This is a genomic window from Bacillus sp. BS1807G30, assembly GCF_040047675.1.
Classification (GTDB): domain Bacteria; phylum Bacillota; class Bacilli; order Bacillales; family Bacillaceae; genus Bacillus; species Bacillus altitudinis.
In genome coordinates this window covers 1,166,001-1,186,936 of the sequence record NZ_CP157353.1, presented here as the reverse complement: position 1 = coordinate 1,186,936, position 20,936 = coordinate 1,166,001, and the positions used below count along the sequence as shown (strand labels likewise).

Sequence of the window (20,936 nt, the reverse complement as noted above, 5' to 3'; positions counted from 1 at the left end):
TACACCTGGAGGAATTCATGTTTAAAAAGAAAACCACCATCATCCTTGCCATCTTATGTCTTAGCTTCGCCGGAATTATTTACTGGAAATGCTTCTCTCTTCAAGGCGTGTCTCACGGAACATTCATCCGCTCAATATCATCACCTGATGGAACCTATACCATTAACACGTATCGACATAGCGGAGGAAAGCTAAAAGAGAATGCGGTCAGAGCAGAAATTGAAAACAAACTCACCCATCACAAGAAAACAATCTACTGGAAATACCCTGATAAAGATCCTCTGATTAAATGGGAAAATGCACAGCTCGTACAAATTGGACATGAGTTTTTAAATGTGGTCAAAGGTGAAACATACGATTATCGCTTTGATCAGAAAAATAGAAAATAACGAGCCAGCAAAAAAAACGAACCCTTTTTGGATTCGTTTTTTACGTTGACATCACCTTTTGCATAAATTCTTTCATTTCTTTGCTAACCGTCGTCAACCTGTCTACAATTTCACTAAACTCCGTCACTAATAAAGCTTGTTCTGAAGATGACCCTTTCATATGGCCCATACTCTCAAGTAATGTATGTATATTAGAGGAAATCCCTTGCAATGAGCTTTCTATGTTTTCCGTTGCACGTGAGGTTTCGCTTGAGAGCTTTTGAACCTCGCTCGCTACCACACTAAAACCCGCTCCCTCTTTCCCTGCCCTGGCCGCTTCAATTGAAGCATTCAATCCTAGCAAACTCGTTTGTTTAGAGATACCTTTGATCATTTTTGTAATATCTGAAGTTTTTTTCGAGCTTTCAAGTGTTTGCTGTGTTTGGAATGTCATTTCCTCACTTGTCGCAGAGAGCTCTTCTGAATGAGCCGCCACCACATGTACTTTTTCTTGAATACTTTGAATGATGTCGTTCAATGACTCCATATACGCCTCGAGTTCTATTTGATTTTTAAGCGGAAAACCTAAAGCAATTGCACCAATGACTTGATGATTTTCATCGAAAATCGGCAATCCCATTGCATTTAAAGGCGTCCCATACACCGATTCAGGTACGAATGTACTTGATGTTTCGCCTCTAAGCGCATTTTTCATATTCTGATCATCTGGTTTAATGGGATCTCCTGTCCGTATTTGAAAATCCACATCTTTTGATGGCAAATACAGCAAGAATTTTTCTCGATCAATGACACCCATCGTCACTTCATCTTTTAAAATCTTCATCATATAAGGTGCTGCGGTTACAATACTCTGTAGTATATCCATTCTCTCTACCCCCTTAATGTATTTATCGGTCATTCCTCTTAAATTTGATCATTATTTTTTAAAAATAATGATCAAGATTGAAGTTTTTTTCATATTTACGAGTAAAAAGTATGCCAATTCCTTTCTATATTCAAAAAAACAAGAATTTGCTATACTTAGAAAATCAACATATGATGAAATGGTCATGTAACCATTTTATATATTCACTGGAGGCGCATGTTGTGACACAACCCATGAAGTATGAGCGGGCGATCGTCATCGGAGGCGGAATAACGGGAATGCTCGCTGCAAAGGTTTTATCAAGTTTCTACCTTGAAGTATTGATTATTGAAAAGGACGAATTGCCAGACGCTCCTGAGAATCGTCTTGGCACGCCTCAAGCCTTTCATCCACATAGAATGCTGCCACTAGGCAAACAAATAGTGGAACGTCTATTTCCTGGTTATACAAAAGAATTACTGGAATTGGGCGGGTACAACACATGGCATCAGACATCTCGCTTTATGACAAAAGATGGCGAGTTAGTACTCACCGATACTGAAGAAACAGCTGTCACACGACGTGCCATGCTAGAGTGGGTGCTGATGCAAAGAATGTTACGTGAGGAACGTGTTCAATTTTTGGAAAAACATGAAGCGATCTCTCTTCTTTTTGAGAAAAAAACGACTCAAGTGAGTGGACTACAGGTCAAAGATCGGAGGATAAAGCCAGGAATCATTCACAAATTGAAAGCGGACTTAGTGATCGATACGTCTGGAAGAATGTCTAAATTGCCAAAATGGCTGAAAAGCGCAGGACTGACCTTGCCGCAGACAGATGAGTTAATCGTGTCTCTTGGCTATAGCACAAGATACTACCAAATACCAGCTGAGGCACCGAACCTAGAACCAATGGTCATCGTTGGACAGCCAAATAAGAAAATTCCAACAGGACTGTTTGAACGAGTAGATCATGATTTAGCAGCTGTTCTTCTCTCTGCAGCTGGCGGCTCTCATTATCCAACAACGGACGCTGATCAGTTTGATGTAGAGACCGCTAGGCTGACCAATCCCTCTATAGCAGAAGCCATCACTCATTTAATTCCCTATACGAAACCAAAAGGATTTAGAGTTCCGGCTTGTGTCAGAAACCACTATGAACAAATGGAAGATTGGCCAAGCGGATTATTGGTCATGGGTGATGCCTTGTGCACATTAGATCCAATACATGGTCAGGGAATGACAAAGGCAGCTCTTGAGGTACAGACACTTGAGCGTATGCTCAAACAAGCACAAGAAAATGGGCTTATGTTTTTTGAAAAAAACACCTTACAACAAATGCAGCAAGCCAATGAGCTTGGCTGGTGGCTTTGTGCAATTGCGGATATGGCATGGGAAGGCGTCGAGTTAAAGGGAACCCCCATTCCCCATCTGACATTTGTACAAGAATTTTTAAATTATTATGTACAATATGCCGTTCAAACAAAACAAACTAAATACCTTGAGGCGTATCATCGTATGCATTCATTCTTAATAGAACCGAGAAAAATCATCAACCTAGAGCAGCTGCAAGACATGATTCAAGCTGACTTCACTGGTGATGTCGGCCACTGGTGGCATAGGTGGGATCAAAAGAATGAGGAATTAAATCGAGCTTTCTTCTATGAAGCTGTTCCAGACTTTCAATTACATCAATTGCTAAAATCAAACTAACATAAAAAAAGCCCCTCAACGGGGGCTTTTAATTAACGTAATAACTGAAGTACGTTTTGTGGCTGTTGGTTCGCTTGTGCAAGCATTGCTTGAGAAGCTTGAGAAAGAATGTTGTTCTTTGTGAACTCACTCATTTCTTTCGCCATATCAACGTCACGGATACGAGACTCAGCAGCTGTTAAGTTTTCAGCAGAAGCACCAAGGTTGTTGATTGTGTGCTCTAGACGGTTTTGGACCGCTCCAAGTGCTGAACGTTGTTTAGATACCGCACCGATTGCAGCGTCGATTTTTGCTACTTCAACGTCAAAGTCAAAACCATCTTCATTCACTTTAATATCTTTGACAGTCAATGTTTCAGCGTCCATTTTGCCGATCTTTACGTTGATATTTTGCTCAATGTTCGCTCCAATTTGGAATTGGAATCCATCCTCTACACTACCATCTAATAGATTCTTTCCGTTAAATGCTGTACGCTGAGAAATCCCATCAATTTCATCAACCAAAGCAGTAAGTTCTTCTTGAATCGCCGTTAAATCTTCAGTCTGCTGTGTACCAACGTTACCTGCTTGAACTGTCAATTCACGCATACGTTGAAGAATCGCATGAGTTTCAGTTAATGCACCTTCAGCTGTTTGAATAAGAGAAATACCATCTTGTGCGTTTTTAGATGCCATTTCTAATCCGCGGATTTGTCCACGCATTTTTTCAGAGATTGCAAGACCCGCTGCGTCATCTCCTGCACGGTTGATACGAAGTCCAGAAGAAAGCTTCTCCATGTTCTTTTGTCCTGCCCCATTGTTTGCAGACAAACGGTTCAGTGTGTTAAGTGCTGCGATATTGTGGTTAATTCTCATATTAAATGACCTCCATGTGTTTGAACCAATTAGACATCCATGTCCAAAAGTTCTAAATTAGAATTTTTTTGTAAGCCTTACAATCCATTTATCGAACTTCAATGGAATATGTTTAACAAAAAAGGAATAAATAAGGAAAAAGTCTTATTCATTATGATCGTTTCGCTAGAGTATGCCAAATTTAGAGGTCATTTTTCATGATTTATCAGAGGGATTTAAGAATCATAAGACTGGAGAAAATGCGAAGGAAAAAACAGCATAAAAAAAAGCCCCATCAAGGGGCCTTTCATTAACGTAGTAATTGAAGTACGTTTTGTGGCTGTTGGTTCGCTTGTGCAAGCATTGCTTGAGAAGCTTGAGAAAGAATGTTGTTCTTAGTGAACTCACTCATTTCTTTCGCCATGTCAACGTCACGGATACGAGACTCAGCAGCTGTTAAGTTTTCACCAGAAGCACCAAGGTTGTTGATTGTGTGCTCTAGACGGTTTTGTACTGCACCAAGTTTAGCACGTTGAGAAGATACTTGGTTGATAGCTGAATCAACAATCTTAAGTTGAGTATCAAAACCAACATCTGTTGCATCTGCTGCATTAGTTGCAAAGGCTGTTACATCTAAATCTTTAATGGATTGGTTTGCAGTGATGCCACCAGTACCATTATCAACGCCTAATGCGTCTGCACCCATATCTTGGATATTAACTTTGATTTGTTGTGTTCCGTTAGCGCCAATTTGGAAAACTAAAGATGGATCAGCTGCTACTGGTGGAGTAGAAGCTTTATACGCACCATTCAAAAGTTTTTTACCATTGAACTCTGTACGATCAGAAATACCATCAATCTCTTCAATTAAAGCATCCATTTCATCTTTAATTGCAGTTAAGTCTTCATCTTGCTGTGTACCAGTGTTTCCAGCTTGAACCACTAGTTCACGAACACGTTGAAGGATTGAGTGAGTTTCAGTCAATGCACCTTCAGCTGTTTGGATAAGAGAAATACCGTCTTGTGCGTTTTTAGACGCCATTTCTAATCCGCGGATTTGTCCACGCATTTTTTCAGAGATTGCAAGACCTGCTGCGTCATCTCCTGCACGGTTGATTTTAAGACCAGAAGAAAGTTTCTCCATGTTCTTTTGGCTCGCACCGTTGTTTGCAGACAAACGGTTTAATGTGTTAAGTGCTGCGATATTGTGGTTAATTCTCATTTCCTATTACCTCCATGTATGTGGGACCTGACAGACGTCCTTGTCTGAAAAAAGTCCTTTATTCTAGGGCTTATCAACCCTGACAATTCTATTATCGGACGTAGTTATGGGATGTTTAGCAGATTTTTTAAAAAATATCTTGTTTTTTTATGATGTTCATCCTAATTTTAACAATAATGTAAAATATAAAAAGCTGCTAATCTATTATCAGCAGCTTTCATTTTATCAATATTGCTTGATATCAAACATTAATATATTTTGGTACACCACATAATCTTTCTTACTTGTGAAAGGTCCTTTATTGTGTTCATCATTGATCTCATAAAAGTTCATTCCGATTCCAAAGCTTCTTTCTTTATACCAATTAAGAAAATCGTTGATTTCTTTCATTGAGAGCAGATAATCCTTTTGTAACCCATTGATCATGGTAATGGAAAGTATACCTTTCGCAGTTTCTTCTCCTGGTTTTGTCCCATCTTGGTCTTTCGGTTCTTCTGTTGTACCGTCACCTGGCTTTGTTCCGTCTTGATCCTTTGGTTCTTCTGTTGTACCATCACCTGGCTTTGTTCCGTCCTGATCTTTCGGTTCTTCTGTTGTATCATCACCTGGCTTTGTCCCGTCCTGATCTTTCGGCTCTTCGGTTGTATCATCACCTGGCTTTGTTTCCTCCTGATCCGTTGACACTTTTTGCAGATCTTTTAATGGAATAGAGATAACAGATTTAAAATTGTTTTTGACAGAATGACTACCAATTGATTCAGCATAGTCTCTTCCACCAATAACATATAATTGGTCATCAGCAATTACTGCCACAGATCCAACTCTACCTTCAGGGATTTCATATAAAGAATCTTTAACTTGACTAGTTTTTGGATCAAATATTTGAACTTGTTTTAATAATTTGCTAGATCTATCTCCAATTTGCTGACCACCAATGATAAATAGTTTATGATTATATGTCGCAAATGCAGCTTCATAGGCAAAAGAATTTAATTGAACATCCTTTAAGCGTTGCCACTTCCCTAGCGACAAATCATATTCTAAAATGTCTTTATCTTTCCCTCGGCTAACATTAGCCTCACCACCAGCAATATATATTTTCCCATTTATTTCTGAAATACTTCTACCTTGGTGATTCACTAATAGGGAACTATCTAAAGATTCCCACTCTCCACTTACCGTATCATAAGAATAAAAATTTTCTTTATAGGATGATAAAGAGGATACGATATAAATCTTTTCTCCAACTGTAACAGCTCGTAAGGCACCTGTTGTATAGGATTTATATATAAATTTATCAGGCATCTTAATCGGTTCTTCTGTCCATTGGTCAAGTTCTGTATCATAAACATCCATAGTTCTATGAACTGTTTTAGTCGTTTCATAGAGACCGCCAATGACATAGATTTTTTTATCTACTGTCGCATAAGCAGCACCTGTTCTTGACCTTGGCATAGCTGATTTTTCTGTCCACGAATCAGTTTTAGGATCATACATATATGTTGAATCATTGAACTTAGACTGCTGGCTAGCTCCACCGAATACATATATTTTTCCGTCAACTACACCTACACTTGCTCCGATACGTTCTTCTGGTAAGTCCGCTCGCTTCGTCCAACCATTTGTCTCAGCTGCATGAGCTTTTAACGGATGAATTGTGACCATCATAAAAATGGCTAAAAGCACTAAAAACAATCCTTTTTTCATCGTTTCTTTCCTCCATCTCTTAAATTTCCCTCCTTTTATCGACATATTTGTAATAAAATTTAATTTTTACCGTTGTACTTGTCATAAATTTAGGACGCTCCTATTTCTATTATTATCATTCTATATATATCAATTTTATATGACATTACCTTTTCATAATCGCTTCTTCATCTTTCAACTGAATCATGAGTGAGGATTGAATATATAATAAATTGATAATACGTCGTGCCATTTCTGAGGGAGATGCACTGTAGTCATTTCTGATCCATTCAATGATAAAACCAAAGATGCCGTACGAGCGATACTGGACAAAATAACTGTCGTTGATTTCTGCATACTGATCACTCACAAACGACATTCTATTTTGGAAAATATATTGTATTTTCTTAAGCAATTGTTCTTGTATGTGGGGAATTCGGTCTTCCATCACTAATAAATCATAATAGTCGCGATTTTCAACGATATATTGAAATACATCAGTGCCCTCTGGTTTCATGCGAGTTAAATCCAACAGTGGATTTTCACGAGTCGGCTTACAAAATTCATATTCGAAATCGACCATTTCCCGGTGAATAACATCTGCTGCTAATTCATCTTTACTTTCATAATGCACATAAAACGTCGTCCGATTATAGTTTGCCTTTTCCACAATATCCTTCACTTTTACGTGCGAATATCCTTTTTCTTTTACTAGTATTTTGAATGTTTGACGAAGTGTTTCTTTTGTTCGCTCAACACGGCGATCCTCTTTTTTGATCATGGGCCCCTCCTTTAGACACTTTTTAAAAAATGTTGATTAGAGATACATAAATTCATTTGTGTTGAAAACCTATACAAAAAAGATTTTTTACTGATTGAAACAGAAAATCTTTCGTCCTACAATCAACTTAGTCATAAAGAAATGAATTTTTTGTGACATTTGGTCTAACTTCTTTAGAATATCATACTATATAAAAAGTGAGGGCACATGATATGGAAATTCAAGCGATGGTCACAACAAATGAAAAAGATTTCGAGAAACAAACATTATTATTAGATGACCCAAAAGCAGATGAAGTGCTTGTTAAAATTGTTGCATCTGGCGTTTGTCATACGGATGCCACTGTATTAGATGGCACGCTTCCTGTCCCACGTCCTGCTTTATTAGGACATGAAGGCTCTGGTATTGTCGTGAAAGCAGGTTCTAATGTCACAACCGTCCAAGAAGGAGACCACGTTGTACTAGGTTTCGCTTATTGCGGTCATTGCCATAATTGTCTTGACGGGAACGCTGGTGGATGTGAAAACATGATTCCACTGAATTTTTCTGGTCGTAATAAACATAATGAAACGCCTATCCATACACATGATCATCAAGATGTATCACAATTTTTTGGTCAATCGTCATTTGGTACATATGCAACGGTTGATGAGAAAAATGTGGTGAAAGTAGACAAAGAAACTGATTTACGTTATTTAGGACCATTTGGCTGCGGCTTAATGACTGGGAGCGGTACTGTCTTAAATTCACTTGCTCCAGCTCCAGGTACAAGCTTTGTTGTGTTCGGTACAGGTGCTGTTGGTTTAAGTGGGTTAATGGCAGCAAAAATTGCAGGCTGTGATCCGATTATTGCCGTTGATATCCATGATAGCCGCCTTGAGCTAGCAAAAGAATTAGGTGCAACACATGTCATCAACAGTAAACATGAGAATCCAGCTGAAAAAGTTAAGGAGATCACAGAAGGAAAAGGGGCACATTACTCATTTGAAACAACTGGAGTACCAGAAGTCACGCTAGCTGCCCTTCACTGCCTGCGTGTCAAAGGAACCTGTGCAACAGTAGCAGTAGGAAAGCGCGATTTAACGTTTAATGTGACCAATGATCTCATGCTCAATGCGCTCACGCTAAAAGGTGTGATAGAAGGAGATGCCGTTCCTCAACTATTCATTCCTAAACTAGTCAAGTTCTTTAAAAATGGACAATTCCCAGTTGAAAAACTAGCAAAATTCTACGAATTAGAAGAGATTGAACAAGCCTTTGAAGATTCTAAAAATGGATCTACGATTAAACCAATTCTTATTTTAGATAAAGAGTATCGAGCTTAAGCCGAATAAGACATGAAACTCAAAAGCCCCCTTTCCATATAAAGGGGGCTTTTTGCAATTTCATGCTCTCCTTACCTTTACACATACATCACCGGGGTCGATATTTTAATAATCTTCCCGCCTCGACGATAAAACCTTGGAACACGGCGGCTTAATGTTGCAATGACTTCATAGTTAATCGTATTGAGCATTTCAGCAATTTCATCAACAGAAATTTCTCCGCCCTTTTGACGGCCATAAATGACGACTTCCTCGCCTTGCTTTGCTTTCATCTCTCCTAAGCTGATCATCGTCATATCCATTGTGACTCGGCCAGCAATCGGCATTCGTTTTCCGCGGAAAAGCATAAACCCTCGATTGGATAAAGCACGTGAGTATCCATCTGCATAGCCAATCGGTATGGTCGCAATGACTTCGTCAGGCTTTGCTACATAGGTTGCCCCATAGCTGACGGTTCTTGGTTTTGTCACCATTTTCTTCACGAACGCAATTCTTGCTTTTAAACTAAGAGCGGGCTCTAGCTGAACAGCGTCTAAGCTTTCAATGTATTGCGAAGGATACAGTCCATAAAGTCCGATACCAAGCCGGATCATATCGGCGCTAAATTCAGGAAACGCAATCGAAGCAGCTGTATTGTTCATATGTACGGTCGGCAGTTTGATCCCTTCTTCTTTCAAAAACCGAAGAAAATCAATGAAGATGCTGTGCTGAAGCAACGTAAAATCAGGATCAGGCTCATCCGCAGTGGAGAAATGCGTAAATATTCCATCCCACCTCAGGTTTTCACTATTTTCAAGCGCCTTCACCACCGCTAACAGCTCTTCCTTTGTCCGTACACCTAACCGCCCCATCCCTGTGTCAACATTGACATGAATCCCAAGCCGGCGCTGGCTTTCTTCTTCCGCTAAGATCTCATTTGCTTGAGCAATCCAGTCTTCTCGAAGGCCGGAGAGATCGATTCTCCAGGCTGCGGCCCTTTTCACACAATCGAGCGGTGTAAATCCAAGCACAAGAATAGGTGCTTCTATTTTTGCTCTTCGCAATACAATCCCTTCTTCTAAGCTAGCAACTGCAAGTTCTGTCGCACCGCTTTCTAGTGCCTGCCGCGCTACCTCCACTGAACCGTGTCCATAAGCATTCGCCTTCACGACAGCCATGATCTTACTTTTTCTTGGAATATGCGCTTGAATCGCTTCGATATTCCTTTTTATTGCATCAAGATTGACTTCAATCCAGACTTGCCTGCAAAGTTTTTGCATGTATGCTTCCTCCTCATCACATGAGTCATTTCAATATCAATGTTCGTTTTCGTGTCTAGTCTATCTTTATTCATTTTTGAAAAAAACATTCAACTACAATGACTGGACTGGCTTTAACTTGATTGAGATAAAAAAAGAAACCACATCAAAACTGTGATTTCTTTTTTATGAACAGAAATTTACTTAATACGCAGATTTCATCATTGAATCAATTTGATGATAAATCTCCTCCAGATTTTCTCGTTCAATCAAATATTCAGCGGTGCTCTTACGAACTGGCACATCAAATTGCAGGAAGGTGATCGTGATCGTTGATGCTTCTTGATCATTCATCGTTAATCTTAATTGAAGTGTAGAAATCTCTTCATTATTATCACTCTCAGTAGAATGTTCAATCGGTATACCATCTTCTAACATGTCAACTTGTTTCAACTCTTGCAAGGAAAGTTCAGTGACTTCAAACCTGAATTTCTGAGATGAGCCGCCAGGTTGATATGTAATAAAGCGCATTTTCTTTCGCTCGTCATCAATCGCAAATCCTTTATCAACATTTTGCGAAAAGATGTATGTTGAGGACTGAAATCCGTCTTCGTGAAAGAGCATCATCATCTTATCTAATAAGATGTTTGGATCATTCTTTTCTTTTTGTCTTTGCAGCCTTCCCGCTATGAATAAAATGACCATTCCCCCAATGATGCTAAAAGCCGTTCCCAACCCATTACCTACATCTACGAAAACAGTAAAGCCTAAAATAGCAACAATAAAAGCGATTACAATTCCTATGATGAATATCACACCATGCTCCTCCTGACATGACCTTTTATTGTCATATTGGTTTAGCCATAGTATAGCATCTGGATTAAGTGCTTCAGAAGATATCTTTTATTTGGATGTACCTTCAAATCGGGAAGAAGCATTTCAAGATACGAATAAGGCTCAATATCGTTATTTAAAGAAACGAGTCCTAAATTATTTAAACGTGTAGATTTTACATTCATGAAAACAGACCACAAGAGGTCTGTTTTCATTGAAGTTAGATAAAATGTTTAAAAGATAGGCAGTAAGAATTCACACACCTTATCTTCGCCTTCATCTTCTCTATATCTCTCCATAATAGGTGCATGGCGTATGTTCAATTGATTGTGTTGGATCATTTGAGGTAATTGTCTCCAAAACAAATTCACTTTTTCGGCTGTATGTGTCATCGTAAACACAGCATACTTTCCTCCTTCAACATGACCAGTCTGAACAAGTTGATCTTTGGAGAAATCTCTATTTGTCATGAACATGAGGTCATATCTGCAATTTTCAGGTAAAGTTCTTGCAGGATCATCTTGAGGGACACCGTATATTCCATGCTTCTTTAATTCGTCATTGAATTGATGTTCTTTGATCCATTTTTTAAATTTCTTCATCATTTCCACATTCTCTTTACTGCCATACGGTCCTATATTTCTCATATACACCATTTTCATATTCGTTAACATTTCAATTTTGTAATTCATGATTCCCCTCCAACTCTTATTGGAAGATTGGCCAATCATTCCTTACATCCAACGGTAACACCCTTTAAAATATAATGCATTAGGATATTAAAAATAATGGAATCTCATATTCTCATTCATAAGATGTCCAATTTTTAAGCATAAAAAAGAACGGATTTTAGCCGCTCATTTGTTATAGATTTTCCTTTGAAGGAATGGCTTTCAGAAAACTGACAATCAAAAAGACCCTTTAGAGGGCCTTGTGAATGATTAGATAAAATGATTTCTATTCATAAATAAGCACCCAGTACTTCGCCCCAGGCTCCCCTTCCTCTACAACAGCCTTCCATCCTCTTTTTTGATAAAAAGACAAAGCTTTGTGATTTTCGGAGACACATTTGAGGGTGACTGGTGTTCCCAAAACTTTTATAGCTTGCTTAAGCAGCAGATCGCCAGCCCCTTGACCAGCAGCTTCTGGATGTACAAACAAGAGATGAATAAAACGATCTGGTACATATAATGAGATGAATCCAAGGATTTTATTGCTCTCCTCAGCTAAGAAAATTTGCTCTTCCTGCGTATCTTGATCAAAATCTTGCAGATTGATTTCTTCTGTATTGAGCCAGTGAAAGCTCTGACGTCGGGATTCTAAATAGATTTGTCTTAATTGAGGATAATCTTCTATGCTTGCTTCTCTAATCAACATCGCAACATCCCCTATGTTTGTTCATTGGACTCTAAAATGTGTTTTGCCTGTGTTCTGCCTGCCAATAACAATTGATCACTGAACTGCGAGTCATTGACAGCACGCGCAAGAGCAATTGTACCAATCATGCTGCTTACTAGTGCGTAACTTGTAGAGAGGCTTATGTTTCCCGTATCGGCTATAAACGCCATAAACCGTTTCAATTCATCGGTATAAGCTTCTCGTACCTCTTGCGATAATTGAGAAATCTCCCCTGCCAGCGCAGGCAGTATACAGCCGACTTCCGTCTGATCACGGTGAACGGAACTTAAATAAAATTCAATAATCGTCTGAATTCGAGGCTGATCTGCTTTCTTATCTGCAACACTTTGCAGCAGCTTGATCGTATCAGTAATAGCAAAATAAAAAGTCTCTATCACCAACTGATCCTTGTTCTTAAAGTGAGCGTAAAACCCTCCATGAGTTAGACCTGCCCCTTTCATAATGTATGGCAAACTGATACTACGGACGCCATTTGTTCGAAATGCTCGTGCAGCACTTGCGATGATCTGCTCTCTCACTTTTGACTTATGACCTTTCGGATAAGGCATCCTCTTTTCTCCTTCCTTTTAACTCATCTAAGTGTATTTATTAAAATATTATAATTATCATATTATCTTGTGTCAATTGACTGAAATCCATCTTTCCTCACTCAAATGGGATTGACTCCGACAAAATATGATGGCTATAATATATTATGATCATCATATTTTGAAATTGGAGGTGCAAGAAATGATTCATTTAGAAACAGTAGATACATTAGTGATTGGATCAGGTCCGGGAGGCTATGTGGCGGCGTTACGTTCAGCTCATCTCGGCATGAAGACAGCGATTGTAGAACGTGATCAGTTAGGTGGCGTATGCACCCATGTAGGCTGTATCCCTTCTAAAGCGCTAATAGCAGAAGCAGAGCGGCTCAAACTCCGCACACAATGGGGTGGTTTTCAAGATGGCGGCTCTTTCAATGAAGCTCAAGCGTTCAAAAAAGCTGTTGTGGAAAAACAAGCTGGAGGCGTCCAATTTTTGTTAAAGTCAGCGGGAGTTACGATTTTGGAAGGCGAGGCAAGCTCGTTCGATCAGCATACAGCGGTGATTCAACATGCCGAAAAAGGTGAAAAGCGAATCAACTTCAAACACCTTATATTAGCAACAGGCTCACGTCCAATTGAAATTAAATCACTCCCTTTCGGAGGTCGTATATTATCGTCCACTGAAGCACTCTCCCTTCTCGAGATCCCTAAAAGCCTTGTCGTAGTTGGGGGTGGATATATTGGTGTTGAACTCGGACAGATGTTTGCAAGGTTTGGATCAAAAGTCACCATTCTGGAAGGCGGCAATCAAGTATTGCCTGGCTTTGAAAGTGAACTTGTCTCGCCTGTTGTTCGACAATTGAAAGAAGATGGCATCACCGTGATTACAGGAGCAAACGTCATAGATGCCGAGCAGCATATGAGCGGAATTGATCTTCATTATGAGAAACAGAAAGAAAGCTACACGTTGAAAGCAGATTATGCACTGATTACTGTCGGAAGAAAACCGAATACAGATGGAACATTAGGTCTCCATTCTATCGGTTTGTCCATTACCCCTCACGGACGTATTAAAATTGATGAACAATGCAGAACATCCATTCCGCACATATATGCGATTGGTGATATCACCGAGGGTCCTGCTCTGGCTCATAAAGCTTCCTATGAAGCGAAGGTGGCAGCAGAGGCAATCGCCGGGAAACCTTCGATGATCGATTATAAAGCGATCCCACTTGTTGTGTTTTCTAGCCCAGAATTGACGAGTGTTGGACTGAGCGAAACGGATTGCAAGCAGCAATCCATTCCGACTGTTATTGGAAAAACAATGTTCTCCATTAATGGTCGAGCACTGGCATTAAAAGAACCAGAAGGATTTGTGAAGATTGTGGCCCATGCTGAATCTGGCCTTATTTTAGGAGCACAAATCGTAGGTGCAGAGGCATCTACTCTTATATCAGAACTTTCTCTCTCTATTGAAATTGGTGCTACAGTAGAAGATTTAGCCATGACGATTCATCCTCACCCAACATTAGGTGAAATGATCATGGAAGCTGCAGAAATGGCCACTCGTAAAGTTGAAAAATACCTTTCACGATAATTCATTCAGGTGCATCTTTTAAAGATTGAGCAAAATAATCGCCATAGCCTACTTAGGAATAGGCTATGGCGATTTAAATTGAGTCATGATATAAAAGCAGCGGTATATTGATCTTTAATTGGATACCTCTTCACGTTTTTTTCCTAACTTCATCGATAACTGAACGCCAATCATCAGCATCACGATGGCGAGCATTGCGACAATAGCAGCTTGAAAATGTCCGCTGATATCGAAAATCAAACCGATTAAAAATGGACCAAATCCTCCCATGATGTACCCGCCCATCTGTGACATCGCGGACCATGTACCGGCTTCTTCTGGTGTACGCGTTTCAATAATAGGCAGCATAAGCGCCAAAGGAAATAATCCACCTGCTCCAATCCCTAGAAAAATAACAGCTGGCAGGATCGGCATTGGCAGTAGAAGGAATATGAGGCCAATCAGCTCTGACAAACTGCATAAGATCAGAAATAATTTCGGCTTTCCTAGACGATTAACGATTGCTGGAACAAGTAATGCCACCGGAATCTGAATGAGCGTAAATATCGTAAGCAGCATGGCGGCATACTGCGGACTATTCCCAAAATTAAGCGCAATGGGTGAAATCCACGCTGTTAACGAATAGAACATGCTTGACATAAAGCCAAAGAACAAAGTAAATTGAATGGCTTTTTTGTTTCGTAGTGGTAATCTCAGCGGCACGTCTGCATGATCCACTTGTTGGCTTTTACGAGCTAGGCCGAGCCATAAAATCAGTGCAATAACACCTAAAACCGCCCAGCAGGCTAACGCAAGTGGAAGGTTATGCTCACTGCGAAGGTAAATCGGAATGGTCAAGCCCGAAGCAAGTGCAGCTCCAACTGTCATCGATATAGAGTACACACTGACAATCCCAGGACTTTTCGGAAAATACTTTTTAATAAAACTAGACAACAATGGTCCGGCAAAACTAATTCCAACTCCTCCTGCAAAAGCAGTCATGAGAAGGATGGTAACCGTTTGACTTGTACCACGCAGTCCAGTCGCAATTGTGATAAGAAAAATCGAGAAAAAAAGGGTTCTCTCTAATCCAAACCGGCGGCTTAGTTTCGTTGCTACAGGGGCAAACACTCCCATGCACAAGACCGGCAAAGTGGTTAAAAGACTTGCCGTGAGTGCACTAACGCCAAGGTCTGATTGAATCATGCTCATCATAGAAGCTACGGATGTAATGATTGGGCGCAAGTTTAAGGCAGCTAAAAATAAAGCAGCTAAATAAAATACTTTTTTTATCAATACTCTTCTTCCTCTCTCATCTTGTTGAGGTTACTATGAGTATAAATCCGCTTCATTCATTGATCAATACAATAATTCGTATTATGATGATAGAAAAATACTATCATTAATGAAAGGATGGCATATGGATACTCGTCACATTACCTATTTTATGGCTGTATTCGATCATTTACATTTCACAAAGGCTGCAGAGCAGCTAGGTATATCACAGCCTACATTAAGCCAACAGATTCAGCTGCTTGAAGCTGAAGTTGGGATGCCGCTTTTTGACCGAATCGGTAAAAAAGTAGTTGCAACTGAAGCTGGTTCGCTTCTTTATCAATATGGCATGAAAATGCTTCAGGCTGAACGAGATGCAAAAAATGCCATGAAAGAACTCTTATCTGAACAGCGGGGTACCGTTCGGCTTGCCGTCCTTCCCTCTGATCTTGACTTTCAGCTTGTTCCGCTTTTTGTAGAATTTAAAACGCTGTATCCAGAGATCAATCTAAAGGCTTTTTCGACCATCTTTGTTCGTGACGAGGTGCTCTCACATAAAGTCGATATCGGAATTGGGCTGCGCGGGCCTGCGGATAAACGCCTGATTCAAATTCCACTTGGCGATGAGCCCTACGAATTGTTTGTTCATTCAGACAGTGAACTGGCAAAAAGGCGTGAAGTGACGCTAAAAGAGCTGACAAAGCATGCGCTGGTCATGTATCCAAAAGGCTATTTAGGAAGAGATTTGGTCGATGACGTATGTAAAGAACACGGTTTTGAATTGGACACGGTCATGGATGTTGGGTCTGCCACTTCATTATTGCAGCTGGTTGAAGCTGGGATCGGCGCCACCATCCAGCCAAGAGGGCTGTTAAAGCAACATTCAGCATGGCCTAATATTGTCTCTATCCCTATTTCTGCTCCTGCTCCTGTTCGGCATCTTGAATTAACGTATTATGCCGATCGATTTGTGACCAAAGCGCAAAAACAGCTATCTGAATGGCTAATAGACTTTTTCAAATCAAGAACAAACTAAAAAGTGAGGGTAACACATGAAGAATGCAAACAGCATATTTACAAGAACAAACCGGATTGTGATTCGCCAGTTTGATCAGCAGGATATTGAAGCATTTTATCAATACCGATCAAACCCCTCTATTGCCACATTTCAATCTTGGGAAAACTACACGCACGAAGACGCTGAATTATTTGTTCAACACCAAATGACGCAACAACCTAATCAACCAGGGACGTGGTTTCAATACGCGATTGCCTTATCTGAATCCAATCAGCTGATAGGAGATTGCGCCATTCATACACTCGGCAGCGAGCCTAGAATCGTTGAAATAGGATTTACACTCGCGCCTGAATTTCAAGGAAAGGGCTATATTCACGAAGCCTTGAATTCAATGATCGAATATATTTTCACTACACTGAACAAGCATAAAATCATTGCCTTTACAGATGTACGCAACGAAAAATCCATTCGAGTGCTGGAACGTTTAGACATGAGACGCGAAGGACATTTGCTGCAAAATTATATGTCGAAGGGACATTGGGTCGATGAATATCAATATGCCATTCTTCAATCTGAGTGGGCCGCGAAGCGTCATTAAACATTTATTTCCTATTCAAAATCCCTAAATAAGCGCTCCACGGACCCACATCGGTTCGATATCGTTCCGCCATGACCCGAACAATTTGGGAGATATGGGTGAAATCATGGACAACCCACTCAGAAAGTAATTCGCTCACTTGCACGACGCCGAATTCTGGATGGAGGCCCTTTTTCTCTAGATCAAGACTTGAATGTGTTATACGCTGAATGTATGCCACATTCTCCATCCGCACATGATGAAACTCCGCTAGTGCTTGTTCTATCTGTCTTTCAGTTTGATTCAAATGGGAGTAGCGGTCAAATGCAGGAAATGGGGCATTCTCTCCATCAGCAAGAATGACATTTAATCGAGGAATCCAGTTGAATTTCTCTGCTTCAATCAAATGTTCAATGACTTCAACGGGATTCCACGTTCCCTCCCCTTCACGACTGTGAAGCCAATCCTTCGATAAACCTGACAAAAGACTTTCTAATGTTCGAGGAGTTCGACTCAACATATCTAAAGCTTCATTCAAATTGAAATTCATATGGCTGCTCCTTTAGCAATTTTTCTTTATTCTAATGTTTTTTGATTAGATTGCAACTCATACCTCAAAACAGATAAAGAAGAAAATAAAAGGCGCTTTTGATCAACCTTCTATATACAAATAGAACTTTTCTATAACACTCACCATCCTTTCTTTTTTTATAATAGAAAAAAATGAAATGTGGTGATATTGATGTCTACAACGATTGGGATTATGGGCGGTATGGGCCCTTTAGCGACGATTGATCTGATGAAAAAAATCATCTCTCATACACCAGCTATTAAAGATCAGGATCATCTCCATGTGATTGCTGATAATGATCCGCAAATCCCTGATAGAACCAATGCCATATTTGGGAAAGGCGAAGATCCTACAGAATATATGATTGCATCAGCTAAAAGATTAGAACACGCAGGAGCGGACTTTATTCTGATTGCATGCAATACCGCTCACTTCTTTTTAGAAAACGTACAACAATCCACTCATATCCCTATCATGAATATGCCATTAGAAACCGCGAAGCACCTGAACAAACATCACTATACGTCTGTGGGCTTACTATGTACTGATGGCACATTAAAAACCCAGCTCTATCAAAAGGCTTGTGCCCATCACAAGATTGATGTCATGACTCCTAGTGAAAATCTTCAGAAAAACGTGATGAATGGGATTTATGCCGTGAAAGCAGGGAAATTGAGTAAAGGCGAAAGTGAACTGGCGTTAGCTTCAGAAATTTTAATCAATCAAGGAGCAGAAGCCATCATTGCCGGCTGTACAGAAATCCCTTTAGTTCTAAGGTCAACCAAAGCTGTGAAAGTGATTGACCCTACTGTCATTTTGGCGAAAGAAGCTGTAAAATTAGTGTATGAGCTTGAAAAGCTAAACATTTAAAGAACGTCATATAAGGGGATAACATGAATATTGAGAATATAGAAGCGTTTATTTATGTATGCCAGCTAGGCAGTATCAATAAAGCTGCAGAAGCACTGTATTTAACACAGCCTTCTGTATCGGCACGTATTCAATCGTTAGAAAAAGAATTAGACCTGAAATTATTTGATAGACAGAGAAATAAACTATCTCTGACGGAAAAAGGTGAACAGTTTTACCCGCATGCCAAAAAGATTCTCCATTCGTATCAAGAAGCAAAGCATAGTCTCAAACAAACGATGATCCCTTATGAATTGACGATTGGATGCGCATCCTCTATTTCCAATAATCTATTGCCTAACATATTGCCCGCCCTAAAAGAAAAATACGAAAATCTGAAAGTGAAAATTGTAACAGGACATTCAAAGGATGTTGTCCAAAAAGTGATTAACAACCAAGTAGACTTTGGCATTGTCAGGACTGAAACACATCCTCAAATTGAATCAATCCCGATTTTCAGCGATCCAATCGGGCTGTTCGTCCCAACTCATCACCCGCTTGCCAGCCTAGGCAACATCAATATGAATGAACTAGAAGAACAACCTTTTATTTTCTTTGACTATGGGTCATTTGATTGGTTGATGCTCCACCGATTATTTCAAAAAAACAACATCACACCGAACATTTCCATTGAGGTTGATCATATGGAAACTGCAAAAAATTTAGTGCTACAAGGAATGGGACTATCGTTTCTTCCTCATCATTGTGTTAGAAATGAAGTAAAACAAGGAACATTAAAACAAATTTCAATCGAGCCATCTATCAATTTCAACATCAATATCGAGTTCATTTATAAAAAAGGAAAATCCAAATCCGTTTTCATTGATCAACTCAAACAGTTTTTTCATGAATTAGATTCAGCTACTTAAAAAAGCCCTTTACAGGGCTTTTTTTGATATATTACTTTATTCAATTGTCAATCCAAATAATAACTTTGTTGTTTTATGATGATATTTTATAACAAAAAGAAAATATATAACATAAAAATACATAAAAATCAATAAAAGTAGATAATTTGTCACATTATAAATACATTACAATATAATTACACAAAGTTACAAAATAACATATTTTTGGTTTTAATGTTATTATATGGTTATTACTTCTTTTAATAATGTTTAAATAACCTATTAAAAGTAGTTACAGAGGTTCATAAGTTCTTCATTAACTATATAGAACTTATGAAAAAGGGAGGGGTTAATTAAAAATTTACATATCGAAAGTTTTGTGTTTTCGCTACATTAATCAATCATATCTTAAATTGAATTTTTCGTAAACTTAATTTTAAAACACTCATGTAAATATTTATAGTTTCATTGTCAGACATTGATAGAATAAAATAAATTTTATCAATTTGAGATCTGATTATAATCATGCAATGAATTTAAATCAACATGTCTGTATGTAAATAAGGAAAATTCTTAAAAATTTAAATGGAGGATTTTTTATGAATTTCAAAAAAATTTTTTTAACTACTACAGTCACTTCATCTTTACTATTTACTAGTCTAGGCTTTGAAAGCGTTGTTTCAGCAGAAGAAAAAGTCTCTACTAAAGAGCACATTCTCAATTTCATTTTAGAAAAAAACCCAGGACTTGAAAAAGAGGAATTAATGACAGATATAAATAAAATTGTAGCTAATCAAAAAAAATCAGAAATGGAAATATTAGAGCAGATACAAATTGAATTAAAATCACAAGAAAATACAAATAAAGGAGAAGTCACAACTTTAGGGAATAATAAAGGGACCAAAATAATTGGAAATAGCAAAAAGGGAAATATCTATTATACAAATGCAGACACGTGGGGTCTTAATCACGGCCATGTTGGAATGTACTATAAAAAAACTCATATTGTGGAGTCGGTTCCAAAAGTTGGTGTTCGTTCAATTTCAGCAAAAAAACGAAAAGTGGAAAAAGGTGCAGTGGTTAAGTCAGTAAAAGTGGCTACAAAGAAAAAAAATGCTGCAGTAGACTGGGGAAAAGGACGTATTAAAAAGGACGGTTATTCATATAATTTTGCTACAAATCGAACAACCGGTCACTACGGAAATAAAAATTGTTCAAAGTTAATTTGGTCTGCCTTTAAATTGAAAGCAAAGATTGATATAGACAAAAATGGAGGATTAGGGGTCTACCCTCGAGATGTTCGTGACTCAGGGTATACAAAGTTGGTGAGAAAAGTTAAATAAAGTAAGCTC

The 20,936-nt window shown here is 38.9% G+C and carries 21 protein-coding genes; 9 read left to right on the top strand and 12 right to left on the bottom strand.

The window, feature by feature from the left end; all coding sequences use genetic code 11:
• Positions 1–17 precede the first annotated feature (17 nt).
• Positions 18–389: a DUF5412 domain-containing protein gene (locus ABG082_RS06050; protein WP_017359605.1), complete on the top strand. Its 372-nt coding sequence runs from the start codon at positions 18–20 to the stop codon at positions 387–389.
• A 40-nt stretch (positions 390–429) separates the two neighbouring features.
• Here ABG082_RS06050 and ABG082_RS06045 read toward each other — a convergent pair whose 3' ends face one another.
• The gene (locus ABG082_RS06045; RefSeq protein WP_008346300.1) at positions 430–1,254 is read right to left on the bottom strand and encodes a methyl-accepting chemotaxis protein; all 825 of its coding nucleotides are present in this window, start codon (positions 1,252–1,254) and stop codon (positions 430–432) included.
• A gap of 221 nt (positions 1,255–1,475) precedes the next feature.
• Here ABG082_RS06045 and ABG082_RS06040 point away from each other — a divergent pair, with 221 nt between their 5' ends.
• On the top strand, positions 1,476–2,945 hold the full coding sequence (locus tag ABG082_RS06040; protein WP_348936681.1) for an FAD-dependent monooxygenase: 1,470 nt from the start codon (positions 1,476–1,478) through the stop codon (positions 2,943–2,945).
• A gap of 32 nt (positions 2,946–2,977) precedes the next feature.
• On the opposite strand, the gene hag (ABG082_RS06035) is transcribed toward ABG082_RS06040, so the two are convergent.
• The 4 genes from hag (ABG082_RS06035) to ABG082_RS06020 all read right to left on the bottom strand — a co-directional run bounded on the left by hag (ABG082_RS06035) (position 2,978) and on the right by ABG082_RS06020 (position 7,467).
• Positions 2,978–3,799 (bottom strand): flagellin Hag, encoded by an 822-nt coding sequence (gene hag, locus ABG082_RS06035; protein ID WP_025207195.1) that lies wholly within the window; start codon positions 3,797–3,799, stop codon positions 2,978–2,980.
• Between the two features lie 289 nt (positions 3,800–4,088).
• Entirely contained in the window at positions 4,089–5,000 is a 912-nt protein-coding gene (gene hag, locus ABG082_RS06030; RefSeq protein ID WP_348936680.1) for a flagellin Hag, read from the bottom strand.
• 225 nt (positions 5,001–5,225) lie between these two features.
• A complete protein-coding gene (locus ABG082_RS06025; RefSeq protein ID WP_348936679.1) occupies positions 5,226–6,707 on the bottom strand; it encodes a kelch repeat-containing protein in 1,482 nt (493 codons plus the stop codon).
• A gap of 145 nt (positions 6,708–6,852) precedes the next feature.
• Positions 6,853–7,467: a TetR/AcrR family transcriptional regulator gene (locus ABG082_RS06020; protein WP_348936678.1), complete on the bottom strand. Its 615-nt coding sequence runs from the start codon at positions 7,465–7,467 to the stop codon at positions 6,853–6,855.
• Positions 7,468–7,679: 212 nt separating this feature from the next.
• Here ABG082_RS06020 and ABG082_RS06015 point away from each other — a divergent pair, with 212 nt between their 5' ends.
• Positions 7,680–8,792, top strand: coding sequence for an NAD(P)-dependent alcohol dehydrogenase (locus ABG082_RS06015; protein ID WP_007498906.1), 1,113 nt, complete (start codon positions 7,680–7,682; stop codon positions 8,790–8,792).
• Between the two features lie 77 nt (positions 8,793–8,869).
• On the opposite strand, the gene alr is transcribed toward ABG082_RS06015, so the two are convergent.
• The 5 genes from alr to ABG082_RS05990 form a co-directional block, all read right to left on the bottom strand.
• Positions 8,870–10,051, bottom strand: a complete 1,182-nt coding sequence (gene alr, locus ABG082_RS06010; protein WP_348936677.1) for an alanine racemase — start codon at positions 10,049–10,051, stop codon at positions 8,870–8,872.
• Between the two features lie 183 nt (positions 10,052–10,234).
• Positions 10,235–10,846 (bottom strand): hypothetical protein, encoded by a 612-nt coding sequence (locus ABG082_RS06005; RefSeq protein WP_348936676.1) that lies wholly within the window; start codon positions 10,844–10,846, stop codon positions 10,235–10,237.
• Between the two features lie 251 nt (positions 10,847–11,097).
• Complete coding sequence (locus ABG082_RS06000) at positions 11,098–11,556, bottom strand: GyrI-like domain-containing protein (protein ID WP_348936675.1); 459 nt, start codon at positions 11,554–11,556, stop codon at positions 11,098–11,100.
• 265 nt (positions 11,557–11,821) lie between these two features.
• Complete coding sequence (locus tag ABG082_RS05995) at positions 11,822–12,241, bottom strand: GNAT family N-acetyltransferase (protein ID WP_017367058.1); 420 nt, start codon at positions 12,239–12,241, stop codon at positions 11,822–11,824.
• An 11-nt stretch (positions 12,242–12,252) separates the two neighbouring features.
• Positions 12,253–12,831, bottom strand: a complete 579-nt coding sequence (locus ABG082_RS05990; RefSeq protein ID WP_342493443.1) for a TetR/AcrR family transcriptional regulator — start codon at positions 12,829–12,831, stop codon at positions 12,253–12,255.
• Between the two features lie 181 nt (positions 12,832–13,012).
• Between ABG082_RS05990 and lpdA the strand changes: the two genes are divergently transcribed.
• Positions 13,013–14,407, top strand: coding sequence for a dihydrolipoyl dehydrogenase (gene lpdA / locus ABG082_RS05985; RefSeq protein WP_348936674.1), 1,395 nt, complete (start codon positions 13,013–13,015; stop codon positions 14,405–14,407).
• Positions 14,408–14,521: 114 nt separating this feature from the next.
• On the opposite strand, the gene ABG082_RS05980 is transcribed toward lpdA, so the two are convergent.
• A complete protein-coding gene (locus tag ABG082_RS05980; protein ID WP_348936673.1) occupies positions 14,522–15,682 on the bottom strand; it encodes an MFS transporter in 1,161 nt (386 codons plus the stop codon).
• A 109-nt stretch (positions 15,683–15,791) separates the two neighbouring features.
• Here ABG082_RS05980 and ABG082_RS05975 point away from each other — a divergent pair, with 109 nt between their 5' ends.
• Positions 15,792–16,697 carry a LysR family transcriptional regulator gene (locus ABG082_RS05975; protein WP_017367054.1) on the top strand — a complete coding sequence of 302 codons (906 nt, stop codon included), beginning with the start codon at positions 15,792–15,794 and terminating at the stop codon, positions 16,695–16,697.
• Positions 16,698–16,713: 16 nt separating this feature from the next.
• Positions 16,714–17,277, top strand: coding sequence for a GNAT family protein (locus tag ABG082_RS05970; protein WP_348936672.1), 564 nt, complete (start codon positions 16,714–16,716; stop codon positions 17,275–17,277).
• Between the two features lie 4 nt (positions 17,278–17,281).
• Here the strand turns inward: ABG082_RS05970 and ABG082_RS05965 are convergent, their stop codons facing one another.
• Positions 17,282–17,806: a DinB family protein gene (locus ABG082_RS05965; RefSeq protein ID WP_348936671.1), complete on the bottom strand. Its 525-nt coding sequence runs from the start codon at positions 17,804–17,806 to the stop codon at positions 17,282–17,284.
• Between the two features lie 192 nt (positions 17,807–17,998).
• Here ABG082_RS05965 and ABG082_RS05960 point away from each other — a divergent pair, with 192 nt between their 5' ends.
• From ABG082_RS05960 to ABG082_RS05950, 3 genes are all read left to right on the top strand, one after another.
• Positions 17,999–18,697 (top strand): amino acid racemase, encoded by a 699-nt coding sequence (locus ABG082_RS05960; protein ID WP_348936670.1) that lies wholly within the window; start codon positions 17,999–18,001, stop codon positions 18,695–18,697.
• Between the two features lie 23 nt (positions 18,698–18,720).
• Positions 18,721–19,605, top strand: coding sequence for a LysR substrate-binding domain-containing protein (locus ABG082_RS05955; protein ID WP_017359622.1), 885 nt, complete (start codon positions 18,721–18,723; stop codon positions 19,603–19,605).
• Between the two features lie 578 nt (positions 19,606–20,183).
• Complete coding sequence (locus tag ABG082_RS05950; RefSeq protein WP_017359623.1) at positions 20,184–20,927, top strand: hypothetical protein; 744 nt, start codon at positions 20,184–20,186, stop codon at positions 20,925–20,927.
• Positions 20,928–20,936 lie beyond the last annotated feature (9 nt).